Source organism: Aureibaculum algae (assembly GCF_006065315.1).
Taxonomy (GTDB): domain Bacteria; phylum Bacteroidota; class Bacteroidia; order Flavobacteriales; family Flavobacteriaceae; genus Aureibaculum; species Aureibaculum algae.
The window spans coordinates 1476177-1497500 of sequence record NZ_CP040749.1; the positions used below are offsets into that span (position 1 = coordinate 1476177).

At 31.4% G+C, this 21324-nt stretch carries 25 protein-coding genes; 5 read left to right on the forward strand and 20 right to left on the reverse strand.

Annotated features, from left to right (window positions below):
• Positions 1-148: 148 nt before the first annotated feature.
• The 3 genes from FF125_RS05880 to FF125_RS05890 are packed head-to-tail and all read right to left on the reverse strand — an operon-like array spanning position 149 to position 2021.
• Complete coding sequence (locus FF125_RS05880; RefSeq protein ID WP_138948899.1) at positions 149-712, reverse strand: RNA polymerase sigma factor; 564 nt, start codon at positions 710-712, stop codon at positions 149-151.
• Positions 706-1818 (reverse strand): glycosyltransferase, encoded by a 1113-nt coding sequence (locus tag FF125_RS05885; RefSeq protein WP_138948900.1) that lies wholly within the window; start codon positions 1816-1818, stop codon positions 706-708. Before FF125_RS05885 ends, FF125_RS05880 begins: the two co-directional genes overlap by 7 nt.
• Positions 1818-2021 carry a membrane or secreted protein gene (locus FF125_RS05890; protein WP_138948901.1) on the reverse strand — a complete coding sequence of 68 codons (204 nt, stop codon included), beginning with the start codon at positions 2019-2021 and terminating at the stop codon, positions 1818-1820. Before FF125_RS05890 ends, FF125_RS05885 begins: the two co-directional genes overlap by 1 nt.
• Before the next feature lie 143 nt (positions 2022-2164).
• On the opposite strand from FF125_RS05890, the gene aqpZ reads away from it, so the two are divergent.
• The gene (aqpZ, locus tag FF125_RS05895; RefSeq protein WP_138948902.1) at positions 2165-2842 is read left to right on the forward strand and encodes an aquaporin Z; all 678 of its coding nucleotides are present in this window, start codon (positions 2165-2167) and stop codon (positions 2840-2842) included.
• A gap of 66 nt (positions 2843-2908) precedes the next feature.
• On the opposite strand, the gene FF125_RS05900 is transcribed toward aqpZ, so the two are convergent.
• The 7 genes from FF125_RS05900 to rsfS are packed head-to-tail and all read right to left on the reverse strand — an operon-like array spanning position 2909 to position 8329.
• Positions 2909-3523, reverse strand: coding sequence for a YceI family protein (locus FF125_RS05900; protein ID WP_138948903.1), 615 nt, complete (start codon positions 3521-3523; stop codon positions 2909-2911).
• 1 nt (position 3524) lies between these two features.
• Positions 3525-3794 carry an acyl-CoA-binding protein gene (locus tag FF125_RS05905; protein WP_138948904.1) on the reverse strand — a complete coding sequence of 90 codons (270 nt, stop codon included), beginning with the start codon at positions 3792-3794 and terminating at the stop codon, positions 3525-3527.
• Positions 3787-4440, reverse strand: a complete 654-nt coding sequence (locus tag FF125_RS05910) for a phosphatidylserine decarboxylase family protein (RefSeq protein ID WP_138948905.1) — start codon at positions 4438-4440, stop codon at positions 3787-3789. Before FF125_RS05910 ends, FF125_RS05905 begins: the two co-directional genes overlap by 8 nt.
• 12 nt (positions 4441-4452) lie before the next feature.
• The gene (locus FF125_RS05915) at positions 4453-5247 is read right to left on the reverse strand and encodes a phosphatidate cytidylyltransferase (protein WP_138948906.1); all 795 of its coding nucleotides are present in this window, start codon (positions 5245-5247) and stop codon (positions 4453-4455) included.
• 1 nt (position 5248) lies between these two features.
• Complete coding sequence (locus FF125_RS05920) at positions 5249-5845, reverse strand: hypothetical protein (protein WP_138948907.1); 597 nt, start codon at positions 5843-5845, stop codon at positions 5249-5251.
• Positions 5846-5886: 41 nt separating this feature from the next.
• On the reverse strand, positions 5887-7932 hold the full coding sequence (gene ftsH, locus FF125_RS05925) for an ATP-dependent zinc metalloprotease FtsH (protein WP_138948908.1): 2046 nt from the start codon (positions 7930-7932) through the stop codon (positions 5887-5889).
• Positions 7933-7963: 31 nt separating this feature from the next.
• Entirely contained in the window at positions 7964-8329 is a 366-nt protein-coding gene (gene rsfS / locus FF125_RS05930; protein ID WP_117885255.1) for a ribosome silencing factor, read from the reverse strand.
• A gap of 117 nt (positions 8330-8446) precedes the next feature.
• On the opposite strand from rsfS, the gene FF125_RS05935 reads away from it, so the two are divergent.
• A complete protein-coding gene (locus FF125_RS05935) occupies positions 8447-9178 on the forward strand; it encodes a biotin--[acetyl-CoA-carboxylase] ligase (protein ID WP_138948909.1) in 732 nt (243 codons plus the stop codon).
• A gap of 5 nt (positions 9179-9183) precedes the next feature.
• On the opposite strand, the gene FF125_RS05940 is transcribed toward FF125_RS05935, so the two are convergent.
• Both FF125_RS05940 and pyrE read right to left on the reverse strand, forming a co-directional pair.
• Complete coding sequence (locus FF125_RS05940) at positions 9184-9573, reverse strand: SRPBCC family protein (protein ID WP_138948910.1); 390 nt, start codon at positions 9571-9573, stop codon at positions 9184-9186.
• Positions 9574-9606: 33 nt separating this feature from the next.
• Entirely contained in the window at positions 9607-10248 is a 642-nt protein-coding gene (pyrE, locus tag FF125_RS05945; RefSeq protein ID WP_138948911.1) for an orotate phosphoribosyltransferase, read from the reverse strand.
• 41 nt (positions 10249-10289) lie between these two features.
• Here pyrE and FF125_RS05950 point away from each other — a divergent pair, with 41 nt between their 5' ends.
• A complete protein-coding gene (locus FF125_RS05950; RefSeq protein WP_138948912.1) occupies positions 10290-10871 on the forward strand; it encodes an NUDIX hydrolase in 582 nt (193 codons plus the stop codon).
• A gap of 157 nt (positions 10872-11028) precedes the next feature.
• Here FF125_RS05950 and FF125_RS05955 read toward each other — a convergent pair whose 3' ends face one another.
• Positions 11029-12759 (reverse strand): M14 family metallopeptidase, encoded by a 1731-nt coding sequence (locus tag FF125_RS05955; RefSeq protein ID WP_138948913.1) that lies wholly within the window; start codon positions 12757-12759, stop codon positions 11029-11031.
• 97 nt (positions 12760-12856) lie between these two features.
• Between FF125_RS05955 and FF125_RS05960 the strand changes: the two genes are divergently transcribed.
• Positions 12857-14728, forward strand: coding sequence for a SulP family inorganic anion transporter (locus tag FF125_RS05960; RefSeq protein WP_138948914.1), 1872 nt, complete (start codon positions 12857-12859; stop codon positions 14726-14728).
• Between the two features lie 51 nt (positions 14729-14779).
• Here the strand turns inward: FF125_RS05960 and FF125_RS05965 are convergent, their stop codons facing one another.
• Together FF125_RS05965 and FF125_RS05970 are read right to left on the reverse strand one after the other, a co-directional pair.
• A complete protein-coding gene (locus tag FF125_RS05965; protein ID WP_138948915.1) occupies positions 14780-14992 on the reverse strand; it encodes a YgaP-like transmembrane domain in 213 nt (70 codons plus the stop codon).
• Positions 14993-15118: 126 nt separating this feature from the next.
• Positions 15119-15745 (reverse strand): Crp/Fnr family transcriptional regulator, encoded by a 627-nt coding sequence (locus FF125_RS05970; RefSeq protein ID WP_250629690.1) that lies wholly within the window; start codon positions 15743-15745, stop codon positions 15119-15121.
• 169 nt (positions 15746-15914) lie between these two features.
• Here FF125_RS05970 and FF125_RS05975 point away from each other — a divergent pair, with 169 nt between their 5' ends.
• The gene (locus FF125_RS05975) at positions 15915-16337 is read left to right on the forward strand and encodes a secondary thiamine-phosphate synthase enzyme YjbQ (protein ID WP_138948916.1); all 423 of its coding nucleotides are present in this window, start codon (positions 15915-15917) and stop codon (positions 16335-16337) included.
• A gap of 18 nt (positions 16338-16355) precedes the next feature.
• Here FF125_RS05975 and FF125_RS05980 read toward each other — a convergent pair whose 3' ends face one another.
• The 5 genes from FF125_RS05980 to thrS all read right to left on the reverse strand — a co-directional run bounded on the left by FF125_RS05980 (position 16356) and on the right by thrS (position 20568).
• Positions 16356-17177, reverse strand: coding sequence for an HAD family hydrolase (locus tag FF125_RS05980; protein ID WP_138948917.1), 822 nt, complete (start codon positions 17175-17177; stop codon positions 16356-16358).
• A gap of 156 nt (positions 17178-17333) precedes the next feature.
• Positions 17334-17678: a 50S ribosomal protein L20 gene (rplT, locus tag FF125_RS05985; protein ID WP_117885274.1), complete on the reverse strand. Its 345-nt coding sequence runs from the start codon at positions 17676-17678 to the stop codon at positions 17334-17336.
• Positions 17679-17786: 108 nt separating this feature from the next.
• A complete protein-coding gene (gene rpmI / locus FF125_RS05990) occupies positions 17787-17984 on the reverse strand; it encodes a 50S ribosomal protein L35 (RefSeq protein ID WP_138948918.1) in 198 nt (65 codons plus the stop codon).
• A 67-nt stretch (positions 17985-18051) separates the two neighbouring features.
• Positions 18052-18567: a translation initiation factor IF-3 gene (gene infC / locus FF125_RS05995; protein WP_262710565.1), complete on the reverse strand. Its 516-nt coding sequence runs from the start codon at positions 18565-18567 to the stop codon at positions 18052-18054.
• A gap of 51 nt (positions 18568-18618) precedes the next feature.
• Complete coding sequence (gene thrS / locus FF125_RS06000) at positions 18619-20568, reverse strand: threonine--tRNA ligase (protein ID WP_138948920.1); 1950 nt, start codon at positions 20566-20568, stop codon at positions 18619-18621.
• Positions 20569-21324: the final 756 nt, after the last annotated feature.

Consider the following 21324-nt stretch of genomic DNA (forward strand, 5'->3'; position numbering starts at 1 on the left):
TGTCAATAATATTTCACAGAATTGTAGTTTGCTTTTGTGAAAATAGTGATTTTTTTTTAATGCCTATCCCGTATTAATTAATACAGCACTAAAGCAAATTTAAAATGATACTATTAAGATGTTGGCGAATTGATACGTGTTGATTGTATTATGACTTTGCGGAGTTAATAATTTCGGCCAATAATTTTTTAGCTCGTAATAACTTAACTTTAATCGTACTCATGGGTTCATTAAGTTCTATAACCATTTCCTTATAGCTCATTTCTTGAAAAAAACGAAGGTTTATAATTTCTTGATAATGAGGTTTTAGCTGTTTTATAAAGGCTAGTAATTGTGCTAAATTTTGTTCTATTATTAAAAGGTCATCAGGCGTTGGCTCTGCATCTTCTATTTTATACGCTTCAGAATTTTTTTTGTCAATAGAAATTGTTTCTGTCTTTTTTTTACGTAGTTGGTCAATAAACAAGTTATTGGCAATGGAAAGTAGCCATGTTTTGAACTCGTAATTTTCGTCAAATGTATCAATTTTATCAAATGCTTTCGAAAAAGTTCTGATGGTGACATCTTCCGCCTCATTTTCGTCATTTGTTTTGTTGAGAATGAAACGATAAATGTCTTTCCAAAACATATTAAGCAAAAACGTATAAGAAGTTTCATCTCCTTGTTTTGCTTTGTTGATGCTATCAATAATATTTTCCGTCTTTTTTACCAAGCGTTGGGTTTTCCTTTTAAGTTTCTAATAAATATTATGAATTGAATAAAAACTAAATAAATATCTAGTATTGGAAACCAAGGAATCAAATCTTTTTCATTGAGTTTTTCGGCAGCTTTTCCAATAATAATATATTGTATAAGTAGTCGTAAGAGCATTAATAAGATTACAATCCAAATTTCCAGTTGTCCAATTAACGCATAAGCCAACAATATTATTGTGAGTAACCAAAATGAGAGTTGAGAAATATAATAAACACCTAATAAAGCTTTATGAATAGGTTTATAGTAGTTAGCAGTGGTGGTATGCCTTCTTTTTTGATTGAACCAACTTTTAAATGTTGTGTTCGGTTCTGAAATGGTAAAACTTTGTTTTGTAAAACAAATAGTTGTGTTTTTTTGATTAGCAACTTCATTGATAAAGAGGTCATCATCTCCCGATTTAATATTGGCATGGCTTTCAAGTCCATTGACCTCGGTAAATAGACTTTTTTTATAGGCTAAATTTCTACCTACTCCCATATAAGGCATATCCATTTTTGTGTAGGAAAAATACTGGACCGCCGTTATCAATGTCTCATAACGGATAATTTTATTCAAAAAGGAATTGGATATTTTTTTATAAGCACCATATCCCAACACTATTTTTTTACGATCACTGAATTGAGATGCCATTTCTGAAATCCAATGTGTTGAAGCAGGTTCGCAATCAGCATCAGTAAATAAAAGATATTCATATTTTGCCGCCTCAACGCCTTTAGTAATCGCATTCTTTTTGTTGCCAGAATAATCCTCACTAGCTTTTATTTCAATAATTTTGAGATGACGAAATCTTATTTGATATTCTTCAAGTAGGGCAGAAGTAGTATCTGAAGAAGCATCATTAACAACAATTACTTCAAAATCTAGGTATCTCTGTGTAAGTACTTTTTCTAAATGTAGCTTTAAATTATCAGCTTCATTTCGGGCACAGATAATTACCGAAAATTTTAATCGTTGTATGTTGGTTACTTCTTGTTTTGAAAAAGTAAATTTACTAAATATGTAAAAATAGAATAGTTGAGCAACAACACTCAAAATAAAAATTACATATAAAAAGGATAACATTAGCTATGTTGAGGTTCTTTACAAGTGTCAAATTGATCAGGTGATTTACCGCAAAAACCACAAGAATCACCATTTTCATTTAATATTGGATTTTGACTAGCACATGTACCTGCAAATTTACCATCTTTTTTGGCCCAAATCTTAATAGCAATTCCGGCAAAAGCTAAGGCTAACAGCCCTAATGTAAGGAGTAAAAGTTTCATAAAAATTATTTTCTACAAAGGTACTCAAATTCAATGAATTTTAATAGCCAAGAAAATATTTAGTATATTTATCAAAACGATGAGCCCGATTTTAAATGAAATTTACTATTGAAAATCGGGTTCCTAACTAAACTTTATACAATATGAAAAATTATTTAGCAGAAATGTTCGGAACATTTGTTCTGGTTTTTATTGGCTGTGGTAGTGCAGTAATTTCCGGCGGAGATGTCGGTTTTTTAGGTATAGCATTTGCATTCGGTATTGCAGTTTTAGCGATGGTCTATGCCATTGGACCTGTATCAGGTTGTCACATTAATCCCGCTATTACAGTGGGTATGCTCTTTGCAGGAAAAATTAATGCCAAAGATGCTGGCGGTTATATTATTTTCCAGATTATAGGTGCTATTTTGGGTGCTGGGGTATTATTCTTAATTGCTGGTGGTCATGCTGATTATGATATTGCAATAAATGGATTAGGACAAAATGGATATGGCACAGGGTCTCCTAATGGGTACAACATGCAATCTGCATTTATAGCAGAAGTGGTTTTAACAGCAATTTTTTTATTAGTTATTTTTGGTGTTACACATAAGGATGCCAATGTTAAATTTGCGGGAATTGCTATTGGATTGGCTTTAACTATGATACATATTGTGGGCATTCCTATTTCAGGAACTTCAGTAAATCCTGCACGTAGTATCGGACCTGCTTTATTTGTACAAGGACTTGCGTTAACTCAATTGTGGCTGTTTATTGTAGCACCAATCATTGGTGGTATTTTAGGAGCTTTGATATGGAAAATTATTAAACCAGTAGGATAAACAGTTTAAAAAAAAATGCACTTAGATAATAATTATCTAAGTGCATTTTTTTTGTTTTAAAATAGATCACTCTTTTTTCAAATATATTGCTGCACTAATTCCTACTTCGCTCCATGTTTTGCTTACTCCATCAGGGCCCTTATGCAAATCAAAACATGCTTTACTTATAGATTCTAAAGCAGATTGAGCTTTAAAATCTTCTAAATTCAATGAACCTTCTAATTCAACTAATTGACCACTTGAAGTATAAGTAACAGGAACTTTATGCTGTACACCATTCATTTTTAGATCTACGTTACCTGTACCGTCTTGTTTTAAGTTTAAAGTACCTGTTAAAGATACAGTAGCATCCATTACTCCAAAAAACAACGTTTTTAATTTTGAATCTCTAATAGAATCCTTAGAAAATAAACTGCTCACTGGTATGTCAAATGTAGTGCCATCTAAAGCACCCACAGCTGTGGTATCATTCTTAACATTACCAAGTGTAATTTCTTGAAAAACACCATGTACCGCTACTTTATCAGTAGTTTTATAACCAGTCCAATTTACAGTGATGGTTTTAGATTCAATAGAAAATTTTGCAGGTACTTCTTTTTTAACTTCTTTTTTGCAAGAAATAGCACTTATACTAAGTACTGCACCTAAAAATACTACGGATAACTTCTTTGTTAGATTCATATTAATTTATTTTTTGATTTGTTATTTTTTCAACTAATTCAATATATTTTTCTTTGGCTTCATCAATACTTAAATTTTTAATTTGAAACCATGCATTTAGTTTAAAGGCATTTTTTAGAGGAATACCTTCAGTAGGTTGCTTAAAATTACCACCTTTTGTTGCTTGCTTATAATAGGCATAAAACATTAGCATAGTGTCTGGTGGAATTTTTTGTGTCATCGCCGAGGCAATATCAAAGGCAGCTATAAATCTTTCATCAAGTTTAGACATAAGTTGCTATTACGGTTTCTCCTCCTTTAACTTTATCATTTATAGATACATTAATTTTCATATCTAATGGTACAAAAATATCTACTCTAGATCCAAATTTAATAAATCCGGAATCGGCACCTTGTACGGCATTATCATTCTCTTTGGCATAATTAACAATCCGTCTTGCCATGGCACCAGCTATTTGCCGAAACAAAATTTTACCAACTGTTCTATTTTCAACGACGACTGTTGTTCTCTCATTATCTGTCGATGATTTTGGATGCCAAGCCACTAGATACTTACCAGGATGGTATTTACTATAAATTATTTTACCACCAATAGGGTATCTCGTTACATGTACATTCAAAGGTGACATAAATATAGAAATCTGTCTACGTTTATCTTTAAAAAATTCGTTTTCTTCGACTTCTTCAATAACGACAACCTTCCCATCTACAGCAGCAATGATTTGATTGTCATTTTCTACAGTGTGTCTTTTAGGGTTTCTAAAAAACTGTAGTATTAAAACAAACAGAATTAAAAAAAGAACCATAATGGAAGTTCTTAACCATTCAACATGAATGAGGTTATCCACTAATAAAATAATACCAGCAAAAATAAGCATAGAAATCATGATTATTTTATATCCTTCTTTATGAAACATTTTTTATAATAATTAAGTGATGATATGTAAATATACGTAAACGAAAGGTGCAGCAAAAATAATACTATCTAGTCGATCTAAAAATCCACCATGTCCAGGTATAAAATTGCTACTATCTTTAATGCCTGCTTCTCTTTTAAATTTAGACTCTATTAAGTCGCCTAAAAGTCCAAAACCAAAGACAATAAAAGCAATTATTATCCAATGAATTAGTGCAATATTAGTTAAGTATAATGAGATGATATAGCCGCCAATTAAAGCTGCTACCATCCCCCCTAAGGCACCTTCAACAGTTTTGTTTGGAGATACTTTTTTGTATAATTTTGTTTTACCAATAGTACTGCCCACTAAATACGCAAAAGTATCACTAATCCAAATTAAAACAAAAACACTTAAAATAATTTTTGGATGGTATTCACCATTAATAAAAGGAACTTGTATTAGCATTGCAAAAGGCAAGGCAATATATGCCAATGCTAAAAAGTAATGTCCTAGTTTACTAGACGTTAGTGTTATTTTCGATATAAATAGTTGATAGATGACAGGCACAAATAAACTCGTGATGAGTAAAAAGTGTAGGTATTTAGAAACCAGCGTAGGGGTTTCAATATAATTAAGATAAATTAAGGTTGCTACAACAAAGGTCCATTTATAACTAAGATGAATTAAATTTTTAAATTCATAAAGACATAACATCATAAAGATGTAAAAAACGGCATAGAAAGATTCTTTAGCATAAAGTATACTACCAATAACTAAAGCAACGTAAATTATGCCTGATAATGCTCTGACAACAATTTCTCGCATGTTATAAATCTTCTAGTAATAGCAAATATAAGTTTTTTGCATTATTATTACCAAAGCTTAAAAAATCATCATCCACTTTTTCAGGAACATAACTTTTTATAGAACTAATGTTTGTAGGAAAATTTTTTTCATACGTTTGTCTAATACCCATTAACCCTTCTCTTTTGTCTTTCACCATTTGACTGGTTTTTGCAAATACGATAAAATAGTCTGGTAATTCAACAATTTTATGATAATGAACTTGTTTTGAAGAAAACAATATACTCCCTTCATCAGAGAGTAAATGTTCACAGTACGTAAAAAATGGATATTGTTTATTGATGGTAGAGGTGTTATCACTATCAACAATAGTTAAAATCTTCTTTAAATCATTATCAAAACAAACTACATTTTCCCAACTATTTTCTTTAATAATATTTGATAAATGTTGATTGACCTCTTCTTGATTTGCACAGTATAAAAATTTACCACCTTTTTCTATAAAGTTATGGACAAAAGTTTCATCTAATCCAGCTACATCTAAAACTGTTGTTTTAGAAGTAGTATTATCTAGGTCATTTCCATGTGACGAGCTAAAAAATTTTTTAAAAAGATTCATTTACTTAGAGAGTTTCTCAAAATTATATATTTAAGAAACGATTACGCTAATTCTGTTGAAATCTCACCCTCATTGTTCACATCTTTTTCGTCTTTAACTTCTTCTACTGCTTTTTTGGCTTCTTTTTTTTGTAAATCCTTTTTAGCTTTACTAACGGCTAACGGTTCTTTTGCAAACGGTCTTTCACCCAGTATTTTTACTAAATCATCACCAAATATCACTTCTTTTTCTAATAGAAGTTCCGCTAATGTCGTCAACTCTTCTTTATGTTCAGTAAGAATTTGAATGGCTCTTTTGTATTGTGTCTCAATCAAGTGAGAAATCTCTTGGTCAATCAACACTGCAGTTTCTTCACTGTATGGTTTTGAGAAATTATAATCTGATTGTCCTGAAGAATCGTAATACGTAATGTTACCTATTTTTTCACTTAAACCATAAACTGTAATCATTGCTCTCGCCTGTTTTGTGATTTTTTCAAGATCACTTAAAGCTCCAGTAGAAATTTTACCGAAAATTAATTTTTCAGCGGCTCTACCACCCAAGGTTGCACACATTTCATCTAACATTTGTTCTGTTTGAACAATCATCCGTTCTTCTGGTAAATACCAGGCAGCCCCTAATGATTGGCCTCTTGGTACAATGGTTACTTTTACTAAGGGAGCAGCATGTTCTAATGTCCAACTCACTGTTGCATGACCGGCTTCATGAAAAGCGATAGTTTTCTTTTCTTTTTGGGTCATTATTTTGTTTTTCTTTTCTAAACCACCAACAATTCTATCAACGGCATCTAAGAAATCTTGATGATGTACTGCCTTTTTATCTTGTCTCGCCGCTACTAAAGCAGCTTCATTACAAACATTAGCAATATCAGCACCAGAGAAACCAGGGGTCTGCTTAGCTAAGAATTCAATATCAACATCTTTTGACATTTTCAAAGGTCTAATATGAACTTCAAAAATTTCTTTACGTTCATTCATATCAGGTAGGTCAACATAAATTTGTCTATCAAATCTACCTGCACGCATTAAAGCCTTATCTAATACGTCAGCACGGTTTGTAGCAGCTAATACAATAACATTAACATCTGTACCGAAACCATCCATTTCCGTTAATAATTGATTCAACGTGTTTTCACGCTCATCATTTCCACCTGAAAAATTATTTTTACCTCTTGCTCTACCAATGGCATCAATTTCATCAATAAATATAATTGATGGTGATTTTTGAGCCGCTTGTTTAAACAAATCTCTTACACGAGATGCTCCTACACCTACAAACATTTCAACAAAATCTGAACCTGACAATGAAAAGAAAGGAACTTTGGCTTCACCAGCAACGGCTTTTGCCAATAATGTTTTACCTGTACCTGGAGGGCCTACTAATAAGGCTCCTTTAGGAATTTTACCACCTAATTTGGTGTATTTATCAGGGTTTTTTAGGAAATCAACTATTTCTTGAACTTCTTCTTTTGCACCTTCAAGTCCGGCTACATCTTTAAAAGAAGTTTGAACTTTTTGATCTTGATCAAATAATTTAGCCTTTGATTTTCCAATATTAAAAATTTGACCACCGGGTCCACCTCCACCACCAGATCCTGACATACGTCTCATAATAAAGATCCAAATGGCGATTATAAAGATAAAAGGAAGCCACATAAAAATACCATCCCAAACACTTGTTTCTGTAGTATTATTAGTGTCAAAATCTAATTTATACTCGGCTTTATTCGTACTTAAGTCTTTTTCGAAATTTTGTAAATCACCAAAGTCAAAAACATATAAAGGATCTTTCGCGTTATAGAAAGGACTCTTAGTTTTATCTTTGTATTTCTCTTTTTGTAAAGCTTCAGCTTTAATAAAAACCTGTGCTACATCGTTGTTAACGATAACAACTTTTTCAACGTCATTTTCCTTTAATATTTCATTAAATTCATTTTCAGTTAATTTACTAGTAGCTAGTTCTGAGCTATTAAAAAATTGATAACCTATTATTAAGGCAAATAAAATACCGTAAACCCAGTAAAAATTGAATTTAAATTTAAACTCTTTAAAGGGCTTCTTATTGTTGTTCTTTTTATCCTTACTCATTGATGCGTTCTAAAATTGTTATTGTTTGTTTTTAAGCTTCTATAGTCGTGATTTTAGCATCACCCCACAAGCTCTCAATGTCATAAAATTCTCTGATATGTTTTTGAAAAACATGAACTACAACATTTACATAATCTAATAAAATCCATTCTGCGTTAGCCTCACCTTCGATGTGCCATGGATTTTCTTTTAAGGCTTTACTGACCGTTTTTTGTACCGAGCCTGAAATTGCATTTACTTGTGTGTTTGAACCACCTTCACAAACTATAAAATAGTCTGAAACTGTATTTTCAATATCTCTTAAATCTAAAATGTTAACTTTTGCACCCTTAACCTTATCTATGCCGTTAAGTATCTCTGAAATTAACTGATCGGTACTAACTTTATTTTTCGTCATTAACTGCCTTTATAATTTTGATGCAAATGTATTAATTTTATCATTAGTGATGAACTCATCTTCACATTTTGTTTTTTAACAAAAAGGATAAGTACATATTGTTATATTTGCATATATATGAAGATAGTCAAAGTTGGTGCCATAGATTCTACAAATTCTTATTTAAGAGAATTAATGAAGCAATCTTATGTTAAGGATGCCACCGTTGTTGTTGCAGAAAAGCAGCACAAGGGTAAAGGGCAAGGAGATAATCAATGGTCTTCTGAAGAAGGTAAGAACCTTACGTTTAGTGTTTTAATAAGGTTTGATGAGTTAAAAGTAGTCCATCAGTTTATGTTAAATTATAGCATCTCAATTGCCATCTATAATGTGTTGAGATATTATATACCTGAAAAATTATCTGTAAAATGGCCGAACGACATTTTGTCAGCCGGCAAGAAAATATGTGGTGTTCTATCAGAATGTGTTTTAAAAAGTTCTAACGTGAATTACGCAATTGTAGGAATTGGTTTAAATGTAAATCAAGAAAACTTTTCTGATGATTTGTCAAATGCCACTTCATTAAAGCGAATTTTAAATAGAACCATTGATAGGGATGAACTGTTAGAAAAACTATTATTAGAAATCCAATATCAAATCATAGGGGTTAGAAAACATGAGTTTAAAAAGATAAAAAGTCAATACGAATCTATCTTATACAGAAATGGTGTTCCGTCTATGTTTAAAAATGCAGATGATCAGGAATTTTTAGGAAGAATAATTGGAACTTCACTAATGGGAAATTTAATTGTTGAATTAGAAGATGAAAGTCTTAAAGAATTTGGTCTAAAAGAAATTAAATTTATTTAATTCAATTATAATTTTTCAATATTTTCAGTTAATGTGGTAATAAATTTTTGAATAGGGCTTTTAATCATCATAGCCACCATTGGGTTAAATTGTCCATCAAATAACAGTTGAACTTCACTTGAATTATCGTCAATTTTAACAATATTTCCAGTTAAGGTAAATGGAAATTTATCACTTGTAGATCCTAACACAACTTTATTTGAAGCTACTTGCTCTTGAAGTTTTAATCGTATTTCTGGCATACCCTTTAAAGAAAATAAGAAAGAATCTTCACTAACTTCAAATTTATCAATATTCTCAGGCATAATTTGTTCGTAATTTTCAACTTTAGTTAAAAAATTAAACATTTCTTCTTGTGTCTTACTAACTATTACTTTATTTGTTTCTAAATTCATTTTTCGTATTTAAAATTTTTATTCTAAAGAGTACTAACCATTCCATTCACTTGGTTTCATTCTCCATCGCTGTAGCGTAAATTGATCTTCTTCTGCGACATATTCTCTTGCTACTGCTTGTTCAATTAACGTGTCATAATCGCTTATCGTTGTTAATTCTACATTTGCATCCGCAAAATTTTGAACAGCAACATCAAAACCATAACTAAATATGGCCACCATACCCTTTACATTAACTTGTTGCTCACGTAAAGCTTCAACAGCTTTTAGGCTGCTACCACCTGTACTTATTAAATCTTCAACAACTACTACAGATTGATGCTTTTCAATTTGACCTTCTATTTGATTTTGTCTACCATGTTTTTTTGCTTCTGGTCGTACATATATAAAAGGTAACCCCAATTCTTGTGCCACTAATGCTCCAATGGCTATTGCACCGGTTGCAACACCAGCAATAGCATCTGGCTTACCATATTTTTCATCTATTATTTTAGATAAAACTTCTCTAATATAAGTTCTAACATTTACATGCGATAAAGCAATCCTATTGTCACAATAAATAGGAGACTTCCATCCAGATGCCCATGTAAAAGGATTTTTTGGACTGAGTTTAATTGCCTTAATTTGTAATAAGAACTCAGCGGTTTCTTTAGCTTTGTTTTTTTCAAAAATCATAAGCACAAATTTAAACAATTATTTCAATAAAATATTAATTAATGAAGACCGTATTTTTTAACAATTTCCCAATTAATTTGGTTACAGATGTAAAGTATCAATCTGAAAGTCATTTTTTTCATAGTAACGATATTGATGTACTATCAATTATTGATAAAATGGAACAGGGATCTATGGAAGCTGTATTTCTATATAATGATGATTTTAATAGTTTATGGCAACATTTTACATCTGCATTTAAAATTATTGAAGCTGGTGGAGGAAAAGTTTTTAATGATAAAAATGAAGTGCTATTTATATTTAGAAATGATAAATGGGATTTACCAAAAGGGAAAATTGAAAAAGGTGAAACTATTGAAGAGACTGCTATTAGGGAGGTGGAAGAGGAGACCGGTATTGAAAAGCTTAAAATTTCACATCAATTACAAACAACCTATCATATTTATAAACACAAAAAGAAATATGTGTTAAAAGTTAGTTATTGGTTTAAAATGACTTCTGATTTTAAAGGAGAACTCTTTCCTCAATTAGAAGAAGGGATTACAAAAGTTGTGTGGTTGTCTGATACTGAAACGGAAAAAGCCTTACAAAACACTTATAAGAATATAAAATTGCTTTTTTAAATCGAATTTGTAGCAATAAAATTATGACAGTTAATGTTAAATGCTGAGCGTAATTTAGTGTCGAGTACAAGAAATTTGGATAATATATATTTTTCTTTATTCATTTGAAGAGGCGGAGCTAGCGAAAATCAATCGGATGTAACTTTTTCGCTAACAACTAAAATCGATAAATGGGATATTCCATATGTGCTTTTTCATAATAATCACTATGAGTGTGAATCCATTTTAATTGTGCGTACCAATTGTTTGCAAAATCATCATCGTTCGCTCTTTTATCTTCAAACGTCTTTTTTAAGGCGGAATTATTATCTAATATTTCTTTGGCTAAATCTTCCCAAACATAGGGGGAAAAGCCTTCTTTTTGTTGTAAAATGGTATCAAAAAAGTTCCAATTAAAAAAAGAATCAGGACCTTGAGGTTCTAAAGTTTCTAATAAATAACGAACGCCAGGCTGATTGGTGTAGATTAAATAATCACCAGATTTGAAAGTCATATCTTTTCTTTTAGATTCAATTGAAGTATTGTAATGTTGATAATGCCCTTCATATGCAGATTTCCTAGTGTTGTATTCCAAAATACGATATGCTTCTACACTAAATGTGGTGTCTTTAGCAATAGCCTTCATTTTTATGTTATTTATTTTTAAGAGATCAATAACACTATACCAAGCTTGTGGAATTATATAGCCTTTTGGAATTGCTATTTCTGCATTTGGTTTAAAATAATTTTGGTAAGTAATTTTTTTAGTAAATGGCTTACTTCTCTCATATTTTAACCTGAGTTTTCCAGTAATTTCACTTGGTATCATTTTACCTTCAAACCCCTTAAAGTTTAATGTAGTAGTCTGGGTTGTATCAACTTCCCAATCTAGAGGATAGTTTTTTTGCTTGAGTATTGTTTTATAATAATCCCGTCGTATGGCCTTAATTTCGGTACTGTTTTCTTCCATAATCTCTAGCATACTTTTCATTAATTCATAAGTGCCCTCAACACGTTGTTTATAAGGTTTTAACATATGCGTTTCTACCATCATTCCTAAGGTGTTAAATAATGTGGTATACCCAGTAGAATAGCGTGGGTAATCCATAAATTGAGAAAAACCTTTTTCAGGAGTACTATTAAAAACATTTACGTAAGGGGTAATATCCCATTTTTTTTTAGCAAGTTTTTTCTCCAATTCAGGCATCATTTTAGAATGTATGTAGCTTCCCAAGCTACCGCCTAATTTATTGTGTTGAGTAAATAAGTGCGTAAGTGAATATTGGTAGTCTGCACCATTACTAACATGGTTATCAATAAAAACATCAGGATTAACCAAATGATATATTTTTGCAAACGTTTTAGCGTTTTTACTGTCATTTTTTATAAAATCTCTATTCAGGTCAAAGTTTCTAGCATTACCTCTAAAACCATAGGCCTTCGGACCATTTTGGTTCGTTCTACTATGTGAATTTCTATTAAGACTTCCACCTACATTATAAATAGGAATGGTTACCAAAACTACATTTTTAAGAGCTTTAATTTTACCCTGAACGATATCCCTATAAAGCATCATGGTAGCATCTATACCATCGCTTTCACCAGGGTGAATACCATTATTTATAAGTAATACAGTTTTGTTTTTTTCTATCTCTAAAAAATCAAACTCTTTATCAGGGTTTAAAATAGCAATATGTAATGGTTTGCCAGAATCGGTCTGGCCAATTTCTAGAAGCTGTATTTCAGGATATCTATTTGCTATGTTTGAATAAAACTGGATTGTTTGTTTATAAGTAGCCGTTTCAGTTCCGTTACTTTTTTCGAAGGCAGTTATAAAATCATTTTTTGTTTGACTGACCACTAAAATGGAGAAGTGAATAAATAAAAAAAGAAGATAGATTTTTTTCATTAAATATGTTTTATAGGTCAAACTTAATGAAAATATTACTATATACTATTGTCTATCTTTAGATTAACTGTACTTTTGCCGCTTCAAAATTATAGCCATGACTGAATTTATTAGAAAAAGAGCAGCGAACGCAAAGAATGATATTTTAAGTGGACTTACAGTAGCATTAGCTCTGGTTCCAGAAGCAGTAGCTTTTGCCTTTGTAGCAGGTGTTGATCCTTTAGTGGGCCTGTATGCAGCATTTATGATCGGATTAATTACAGCCATTTTTGGAGGTAGACCGGGTATGATTTCAGGAGCAACAGGGGCATTAGCAGTAGTTATGGTAACGTTGGTTGCTAAAGGGAATGCCATGGGGAGTCCAGACGAAGAGTTAGGCTTGTATTACCTTTTTGCTACCGTTATTTTAATGGGTATTATACAAATGTTAGCGGGTGTTTTTAAACTAGGTAAATTTGTTAGGTTGATTCCTCACCCTGTAATGATGGGGTTTGTTAATGGTCTGGCAATCGTTATATTCTTGTCTCAGTTAGGTATGTTTAAGGAGAACATAAAGGATATTTATGGTAATAATATGATCAAGACAGAGTCGGTAGAAAAAATTATGACAATTACCGATAATCAAGTTTATGATGGTAATACTGGTAAATTACTCTTTGTAAAAGATAAGAATCAGTTATTAGATGCTGATAGCAATGCCTTAAGATATAATATAAGTGATGGTCAGGTATTTGATGCTTCAAATAATGAGGTGAAATTTAACCTTGAAAATTCTGCTATATATTCAATTGAGAAAAAGGGATTTGCGAAGCAATGGATTCCTAGTAAAGAATTAATGTGGATGTCTGGGTTAGTGTTATTAACCATGTTATTAATGTTTGGATTACCTAAAATATCGAAAAAAATACCTGATGGTTTGGTGGCAATTTTAGTAGTATCAGCAATTGCTATCTTCGGAAAATTAGATGTTGCCACAGTAGGTAGTTTTATTGCCGATGGGGGAGGAGAAGGTTTAAAAGGTGGTTTGCCTAAATTTCAATTCGATATATTTAATAAAGTTCCATTTACTTGGGAAACCTTTGTATTTATTGGCCCTTATGCATTGATTTTAGCCGCTATTGGTTTAATAGAATCTCTTATGACTTTAAACTTGGTTGATGAATTAACTGAAACTAGAGGGAATTCAAATCGTGAATGTTTAGCACAAGGTGGAGCAAATATAGTTACTGGATTTTTTGGTGGTATGGGAGGTTGTGCCATGATTGGTCAATCTATTATAAATATAAAAGGAGGCGGTCGTGGTAGATTGTCAGGTATTGTAGCCGCATTGGCCTTGTTAGGTTTTATTTTATTCGCATCTGGTTTAATTGAACAAGTTCCCATTGCAGCCTTAGTTGGAGTTATGTTTATGGTAGTTATTGGTACGTTTGCTTGGTCTAGCTTTAGAATTTTAAATAAAATTCCGGTAAGTGATTTAATTGTACTAATTCTGGTATCAGGGCTTACCGTAATTTTCGATTTAGCCATCGCAGTAATAGCGGGTGTAATTGTAAGTGCCTTGGTTTTTTCTTGGGAAAATGCCAAACGTATCCGTGCCAGAAAACGTATGAAAGTAGATGGTACAAAAACATATGAAATCTGGGGACCATTATTCTTTGGAAGTATTCAGGAGTTTACCAATAAGTTTGATGTTAAAAATGATCCAGAAAAGGTGGAAATAGATTTTGTGGAATCGCGTATTAGCGATCATTCTGCACTAGAAGCTGTATTTAATTTAGTAAATAAGTATGAGGCTGCTGGTAAACAAATTCAACTAAAGCATTTAAGTGAAGATTGTAAAGAGCTTCTTTACAAATCGAATCCTAAATTTAGAGAGGTTATTGTAGAAGATATAGACGACCCACGTTACCATTTAGCAGCAGATCCAGAAAGGTTTACTAAAGGGCTAGGGGAGTATGACAATTTATAATACTAAACAAAAAAAATGCCCATCCAAGATGGGCATTTTTTTTGTTTAGTGTTATTTCAAATCCTTTTCTTTGTAAGTTGAAATACCAAAAATTTCGTAAACAGGACTAAAACTCACTAAGCTTGATAACAATGCTATTCCTCCCAAAAGTAATAGAATTAACCCAATAGTACCTGTAACTGTTTTGGAGAAGTGAAGAGTTGTCATTACAATAAAAATTATGATTCTGATAATTCTATCAATATTACCTAAATTTTTTGTCATAAAATAATTATTGAAATGATTAATTACTTAAGGATATTTTATTCTTATTGAAGACGAACTGTCAATTATACATTCTGTTACAAAAATCAATGATATTTATAACCTATGCAGTAACTTTAGTCACTGCTATAAAATTTTAATCCCATTTGTTTGTTGTTTTAGTTTGCCTTCGTTTTCAAGTTTCTTCATAACTCTGCTAATCACTTCTCTTGCGGTACCTAATTCATTTGCAATTTGCCGATGAGATATTTTAATAGGGTTTTTATGTGTCACTACTTTTTTATCCTGTAAGTATTTAAACAATCTTTTATCCATTTTATCAAATAAAACTTGATGTATAATGTCTATTAATTCATTATATCTCTGATTGTATTGTTGAAAAAATAAAGTATTAATATCAGGAAATTGCTTTGTCCAACCTAATATTTTATCAACAGGAAATAACATTGCAGTAGTGTTTTCCTCTACAGTAGCAAACACTTTAATAGGCACATTAGTTAAACTGGCAGCAAATGACATAATGCAGCTTTCATTGGGCTTTATATAATATAGAAGTAACTCTTTATCTTCATGTCTTGTAAATACTTTGATTAAACCATCTAATACTATGGGTATAACCGTTACGTATTGCCCTTCTCTTAGAATTTCTGTGTCTTTTGGAATGGTTTTTATGGTAGCGAACTTCATTATTTCAGATATTAAATCTGGATTTAAATGTGCGATTGCTTTTTTTATTTTTTCGTCTAGTTTCAAAAAATAGTAAAAATTTTATTCTTGTAATTTATTTATATGTGTGAATTTAAGAATTAAATGTCTAATAAGAAAAATATTATAAGTGTAATTTTAGCACAAATAAATAATGTGCCCAACAACCCAATAATTAAGTTAATATTTTTATATTAATGAAATCAAAATACTGGCTATGAAAACCTATCAAAAAGAACTTATGTTACCTCCTAAAAAGCGGGGTTTTCATATCATTACAGATATAGTTGTTCAAGAGTTTCCTGAGTTTAAGCAAATAAAAATTGGATTGTTACAGGTATTTATAAAACATACTTCGGCAAGTTTAACGATTAATGAAAATGCAGACCCAACCGTAAGACAAGATTTTGAAAGTCATTTTAATAAAACAGTCCCAGAAAATGCACCATTCTATAGACATACCTATGAAGGTACTGATGATATGCCAGCTCATATTAAAGCATCACTATTAGGAGCTTCAGTACAAATTCCTATAACTGATGGGAAATTAAATTTGGGAATTTGGCAAGGTATATACCTTTGTGAGCATCGTAATCATGCTAATTCAAGATCAATTGTTATAACTGCTTTTGGGAATTGATACTTTGTATTGTGAGGTCTAATGCCTAACATTACTCTTTAACTTTGCTTGTAGTAATTGTTCTAAAACTATTTCTACTCCTTGTTCTTTATTACTTTTCGTTAAAAAATTAGCAACCTCCTTTACATTCGGGTGAGCATTTTCCATGGCATAACTAAAATGTGCCAATTCAAGCATTTCCAAATCATTGTTGTAATCGCCAAAAACCATAGTTTCATCTTTAGTAACTCCCATACTTTGTTGTAAATGACTAAGGGCATAACCTTTGTTAGCATTTAAATCTGAGATATCTAACCAGTTTTGCCCCGATACTTTAATTTTCAAATCATTTTCTAGATGTTTCAGTTTAGGATATAAAAATGTTTCTGAAGAATTAAAATGGTAAACGGCAATTTTAAGAATCTCATCATTAGTTATTTTAGTTAGATCATTAACAATTTCATAGGTATTATAAAACTCGTCAAATAGCGAAATGAATGATTGATCTTCAGTTTCAATATACGCTCTTCTTTTACCGCATAGTACAATATACCCACCCACAATTTGACGTATCAAAGGAATGAGTTGTTGTATTTTTTTATTAGGTAAGTGGGTCAACATTATTTCTGTTTTACCTTGCATAGCAATACCACCATTTTCTGCTATTATAGTAATATCATCCTTTATCGTTTCTAATTTAGAAGTCATACTTTGGTATTGCCTTCCACTTGCGGCAACGAAATGAATATAACCTTTTAATTGTTCGTATAGGGTGAAGAAACGAGAACTAACCTCGTGATTGGCATTTAACAATGTGCCGTCCATATCAGTCACTACTAGTTTTACTTTAGATAAATCCATTATTATAATTTTAATACAAAATTAAGCTTCTTGAAGAAGCTATCGTTAATTTAGAGATTTAATTTGTGCTTTAATAATAGCAATAAATATACAATTGAAACAAAAAAAAATCCCGAACGTAAGTACGGGATTTTTAATAAGTAAGAATATTGTTATTTATTTAACTTTATCTACAACTGCTTTAAAAGCATCAGGATGATTCATTGCTAAATCAGCCAATACTTTTCTGTTTAACTCAATATTATTGGCTTTTACTTTACCCATAAATTGAGAATAAGACATTCCATGTTGACGTGCACCAGCATTAATACGCTGAATCCACAATCCTCTAAAGTTACGTTTATTGTTTTTTCTATCACGGTAAGAATAAGACATTGCTTTTTCTACCGCGTTTTTAGCTACTGTGTAAACGTTTTTACGTCTTCCAAAATAACCTTTTGCTTGTTTTAATATTTTTTTTCTACGAGCTCTTTTAGCTACTGAATTTACCGATCTTGGCATAATTTTAATTGTTTTTTGTATCAGGCAGTCTCTATTTTATTGAGACATTTTTTAGGCACTAATACATGGTTTATAATAATTACCTATAAACTTAACTTGCGATTAAGTTTATTTTAATTTTAACATTTTCAACACGTTCATTTTATCAGCCTTATGTACTAATCCTGAATGTGTTAATTTAAGCTTACGCTTTTTAGATTTTTTAGTCAATATATGACTCTTAAAAGCGTGCTTTCTTTTAATTTTACCAGAACCAGTTAGCTTAAAGCGTTTTTTGGCACTAGATTTTGTTTTCATTTTAGGCATTGTCTCCTACTTTTATATTTATTCTTACTTACTTTCTAAACTCTGTGATTTTGCAATTGAAAAGAAACTATTTCTTTTTAGGTGCAATGAACATTGTCATTCGCTTACCTTCTAATCGTGGTAATTGCTCTACCTTTCCGTACTCCTCTAAGTCAGTGGCTAATTTTAATAATAAAATTTCACCTTGATCTTTGTAAACAATAGATCTACCTTTAAAAAATACATATGCCTTAAGTTTAGCACCTTCGCTTAAAAACTTAATAGCATGTTTCTTTTTGAAATCGTAATCATGATCGTCAGTATTCGGACCAAAACGGATTTCTTTCATTACAACTTTACTCGCTTTTGCTTTTAAAGCTTTTTCGCGTTTTTTCTGTTCGTATAAAAACTTCTTGTAGTCTATTACCTTACAAACGGGCGGAGATGCATTGGGAGATATCTCCACAAGATCTAATTCTAGCTCTTCAGCAATTTTCTTTGCTTGAGCTAAAGGATAAACTCCTACTTCTACGTTATCTCCAACTAAACGAACTTCTTGAGCTCGAATGTTACCGTTTATGCGATGTGCATCTTCTTTTTGTATTCTCCAAGGTTTTCTACCCCCTTTTCTACGTATTGCTATGACTGTAAATTTTTAATTAAACTTAAACTCCTGTAATGTACTATTTATTTCTTTACTTACCAAGGAAGAAAACTCTTCTATGGTCATTTTTCCTAAATCTTCACCTCCGTGTTTTCTCACAGATATTGTTTCGGTATTTTCTTCATCTTCTCCAATGATAATCATAAACGGAATTTTAGTTACTTCAGCGTCTCTAATCTTTTTACCCGTCTTTTCATTTCTATCATCTATCAAGCCGCGAATTTCGTAATTTTCCAGCAATTGTAAAACTTTTTTGCTATATTTTTCATATTTCTCACTGATTGGCAATAAAATAACTTGCTCAGGCATAAGCCACAGTGGAAAGTTGCCTCCTGTGTGTTCTAATAATAAAGCAATAAACCTTTCCATAGATCCAAATGGTGCTCTATGTATCATTACAGGTCTATGTAATTGGTTGTCAGCTCCTTTATAGGTCAAATCAAAGCGTTTCGGTAAATTATAGTCGACCTGAATGGTTCCCAATTGCCAGCTTCTTCCTAGAGCATCTTTAACCATAAAGTCTAATTTCGGCCCATAAAAAGCTGCTTCACCTTCTACAATAACATAATCTAATCCTTTATCTTTAGCAGCATTAATTATTGCTTGCTCTGCTATTTCCCAAGTTTCAACATCACCAATGTACTTATCTAAGTTATCCATATCTCTAATAGAAACTTGTGTAGAAAAGTTTTCAAATCCTAAACAACTGAATACATATAATACGAGATCGATAACATTTTTAAATTCCTGGTCTAATTGCTCAGGGGTACAAAAAATATGAGCATCATCTTGTGTAAAACCTCTTACACGAGTTAATCCGTGCAATTCTCCACTTTGCTCATACCTATACACAGTACCAAATTCAGCAAAACGTTTTGGTAAGTCTTTATAAGAATAAGGTTTGGTATTGAAAATTTCACAATGATGTGGGCAATTCATAGGTTTTAACAAAAACTCTTCATCTTCTTTAGGGGTATGTATCGGTTGGAAACTATCTTCACCATACTTAGCATAATGGCCCGATGTTACATACAACTCTTTTTGCCCAATATGCGGAGTTATCACCATTTCATAACCTGCTTTCTTTTGTGCTTTCTTTAGAAAGTTTTCTAATCTTTCACGCAAAGCAGCTCCTTTTGGTAACCATAAAGGTAAACCTTGCCCAACTTTTTGTGAAAAAGTAAAAAGCTCAAGTTCCTTACCTAATTTTCTATGATCACGTTTTTTTGCTTCTTCAAGTAAATGTAAATACTCAGTAAGCTCTTTTTGTTTAGGAAAAGAAATTCCATAAACACGAGTCAATTGCTTATTCTTTTCATCACCTCTCCAATACGCTCCCGCAACACTCATTATTTTTACAGCTTTAATAAAACCTGTATTTGGGATATGACCACCACGACATAAATCCGTAAAGTCGGCATGATCACAAAAGGTAATCTCACCATCAGTTAAATTTTCAATTAACTCAACCTTAAATTCATTATGTTGTTCCTTATAGTATTGTAAGGCATCAGCTTTTGATATCGCACGTAATTTGAATTCAAATTTTTGACGTGCAAATTCAATCATTTTATCTTCTATCTTCTTAAAGTCATTGTCAGATAAAGTTTCATCACCAAAATCAATGTCATAATAGAATCCATTTTCAATAGCAGGACCAATAGTAAGTTTTGCGTTAGGATAAAAATTAAGTATGGCCTGAGCTAAAAGGTGAGCTGAAGAATGCCAAAATGCTTTTTTTCCTTCAGAATCCTTCCATGTATATAAAAGTAATGAGCCATCTTCAGTAAGTTCTGTTGAAGTTTCAACAGTTACATTATTAAATTTAGCAGAAATAACGTTTCTAGCAAAGCCTTCACTGATACTTTTGGCAACATCCATTGGAGTGCTATTTTTAGCAACTTCCTTAATTGAACCATCGGGTAATGTAATTTTAATCATATATATAAGGTAAATAAGTTTACAAAGATATTAGAAAAGACATTCTTGTACAATATAATGTCATTTATTATTTGGGTGTTCCCTAAAACCATTACTAATAACTTTTCGTTTAGGTAAGTCTATCTACATATATATATAAGGTATGTGTTATAAATGTTATTCTCAGGTTTTAGGGGCAGGCTTGGCTGTATCTTTTTATTAGGAATGATAAGAAGCTTTTTGTAATCTAAAAACTCCATATTTATTGCAATTGTATACATTATATATAATGGTAACATAAAAAGGATGACGCTTTAATCCTTAACACAACACCATAAACAGTGTAACTAATTCTCGAGTTTATGACAGTAGGCTTTCCGCTGTATCTTTTTATTATGAAGGATATGACGCGTTTTGTAGCCTAAAAAGCCCATATTTAATACAATTGTATACATTATATATATTGGTAACATAGAAGGATGACGGTTTAATCCATAACACAACACTAAAAACAGTGTAAGTAATTCTCAGGTTTCAGGTAACAGACTTTCCGATTTATCTTTTTACTATGAATGATATAAAGCGTTTTGTAACCTAAAAACCCTCATATGTAATGCAATTGTATACATTTTATATATTGGTAACATAGAAGGATGACGGTTTAATCCATAACACAACACTAAAAACAGTGTAAGTAACTCTCAGGTTTCAGGAAGCAGGCTTTCCGCTTATCTTTTTATTATGAAAGATATGACATGTTTTGTAGCCTTAGAAGCC

Excerpts from the sequence above, each read along its gene's own strand:
- FF125_RS05890 (WP_138948901.1), bottom strand. The coding sequence starts at position 2,021 with ATGAAACTTTTACTCCTTACATTAGGGCTGTTAGCCTTAGCTTTTGCC.
- FF125_RS05900 (WP_138948903.1), bottom strand. The coding sequence starts at position 3,523 with ATGAATCTAACAAAGAAGTTATCCGTAGTATTTTTAGGTGCAGTACTT.
- rsfS (WP_117885255.1), bottom strand. The coding sequence starts at position 8,329 with ATGACGAAAAATAAAGTTAGTACCGATCAGTTAATTTCAGAGATACTT.
- FF125_RS05905 (WP_138948904.1), bottom strand. The coding sequence starts at position 3,794 with ATGTCTAAACTTGATGAAAGATTTATAGCTGCCTTTGATATTGCCTCG.
- aqpZ (WP_138948902.1), top strand. The coding sequence starts at position 2,165 with ATGAAAAATTATTTAGCAGAAATGTTCGGAACATTTGTTCTGGTTTTT.
- thrS (WP_138948920.1), bottom strand. The coding sequence starts at position 20,568 with ATGATTAAAATTACATTACCCGATGGTTCAATTAAGGAAGTTGCTAAA.
- FF125_RS05975 (WP_138948916.1), top strand. The coding sequence starts at position 15,915 with ATGAAAACCTATCAAAAAGAACTTATGTTACCTCCTAAAAAGCGGGGT.
- FF125_RS05885 (WP_138948900.1), bottom strand. The coding sequence starts at position 1,818 with ATGTTATCCTTTTTATATGTAATTTTTATTTTGAGTGTTGTTGCTCAA.
- FF125_RS05915 (WP_138948906.1), bottom strand. The coding sequence starts at position 5,247 with ATGCGAGAAATTGTTGTCAGAGCATTATCAGGCATAATTTACGTTGCT.
- rpmI (WP_138948918.1), bottom strand. The coding sequence starts at position 17,984 with ATGCCTAAAATGAAAACAAAATCTAGTGCCAAAAAACGCTTTAAGCTA.
- FF125_RS05920 (WP_138948907.1), bottom strand. The coding sequence starts at position 5,845 with ATGAATCTTTTTAAAAAATTTTTTAGCTCGTCACATGGAAATGACCTA.
- FF125_RS05955 (WP_138948913.1), bottom strand. The coding sequence starts at position 12,759 with ATGAAAAAAATCTATCTTCTTTTTTTATTTATTCACTTCTCCATTTTA.
- FF125_RS05980 (WP_138948917.1), bottom strand. The coding sequence starts at position 17,177 with ATGGATTTATCTAAAGTAAAACTAGTAGTGACTGATATGGACGGCACA.
- FF125_RS05935 (WP_138948909.1), top strand. The coding sequence starts at position 8,447 with ATGAAGATAGTCAAAGTTGGTGCCATAGATTCTACAAATTCTTATTTA.
- FF125_RS05960 (WP_138948914.1), top strand. The coding sequence starts at position 12,857 with ATGACTGAATTTATTAGAAAAAGAGCAGCGAACGCAAAGAATGATATT.
- ftsH (WP_138948908.1), bottom strand. The coding sequence starts at position 7,932 with ATGAGTAAGGATAAAAAGAACAACAATAAGAAGCCCTTTAAAGAGTTT.
- FF125_RS05965 (WP_138948915.1), bottom strand. The coding sequence starts at position 14,992 with ATGACAAAAAATTTAGGTAATATTGATAGAATTATCAGAATCATAATT.
- pyrE (WP_138948911.1), bottom strand. The coding sequence starts at position 10,248 with ATGATTTTTGAAAAAAACAAAGCTAAAGAAACCGCTGAGTTCTTATTA.
- FF125_RS05950 (WP_138948912.1), top strand. The coding sequence starts at position 10,290 with ATGAAGACCGTATTTTTTAACAATTTCCCAATTAATTTGGTTACAGAT.
- rplT (WP_117885274.1), bottom strand. The coding sequence starts at position 17,678 with ATGCCAAGATCGGTAAATTCAGTAGCTAAAAGAGCTCGTAGAAAAAAA.
- FF125_RS05940 (WP_138948910.1), bottom strand. The coding sequence starts at position 9,573 with ATGAATTTAGAAACAAATAAAGTAATAGTTAGTAAGACACAAGAAGAA.
- FF125_RS05910 (WP_138948905.1), bottom strand. The coding sequence starts at position 4,440 with ATGTTTCATAAAGAAGGATATAAAATAATCATGATTTCTATGCTTATT.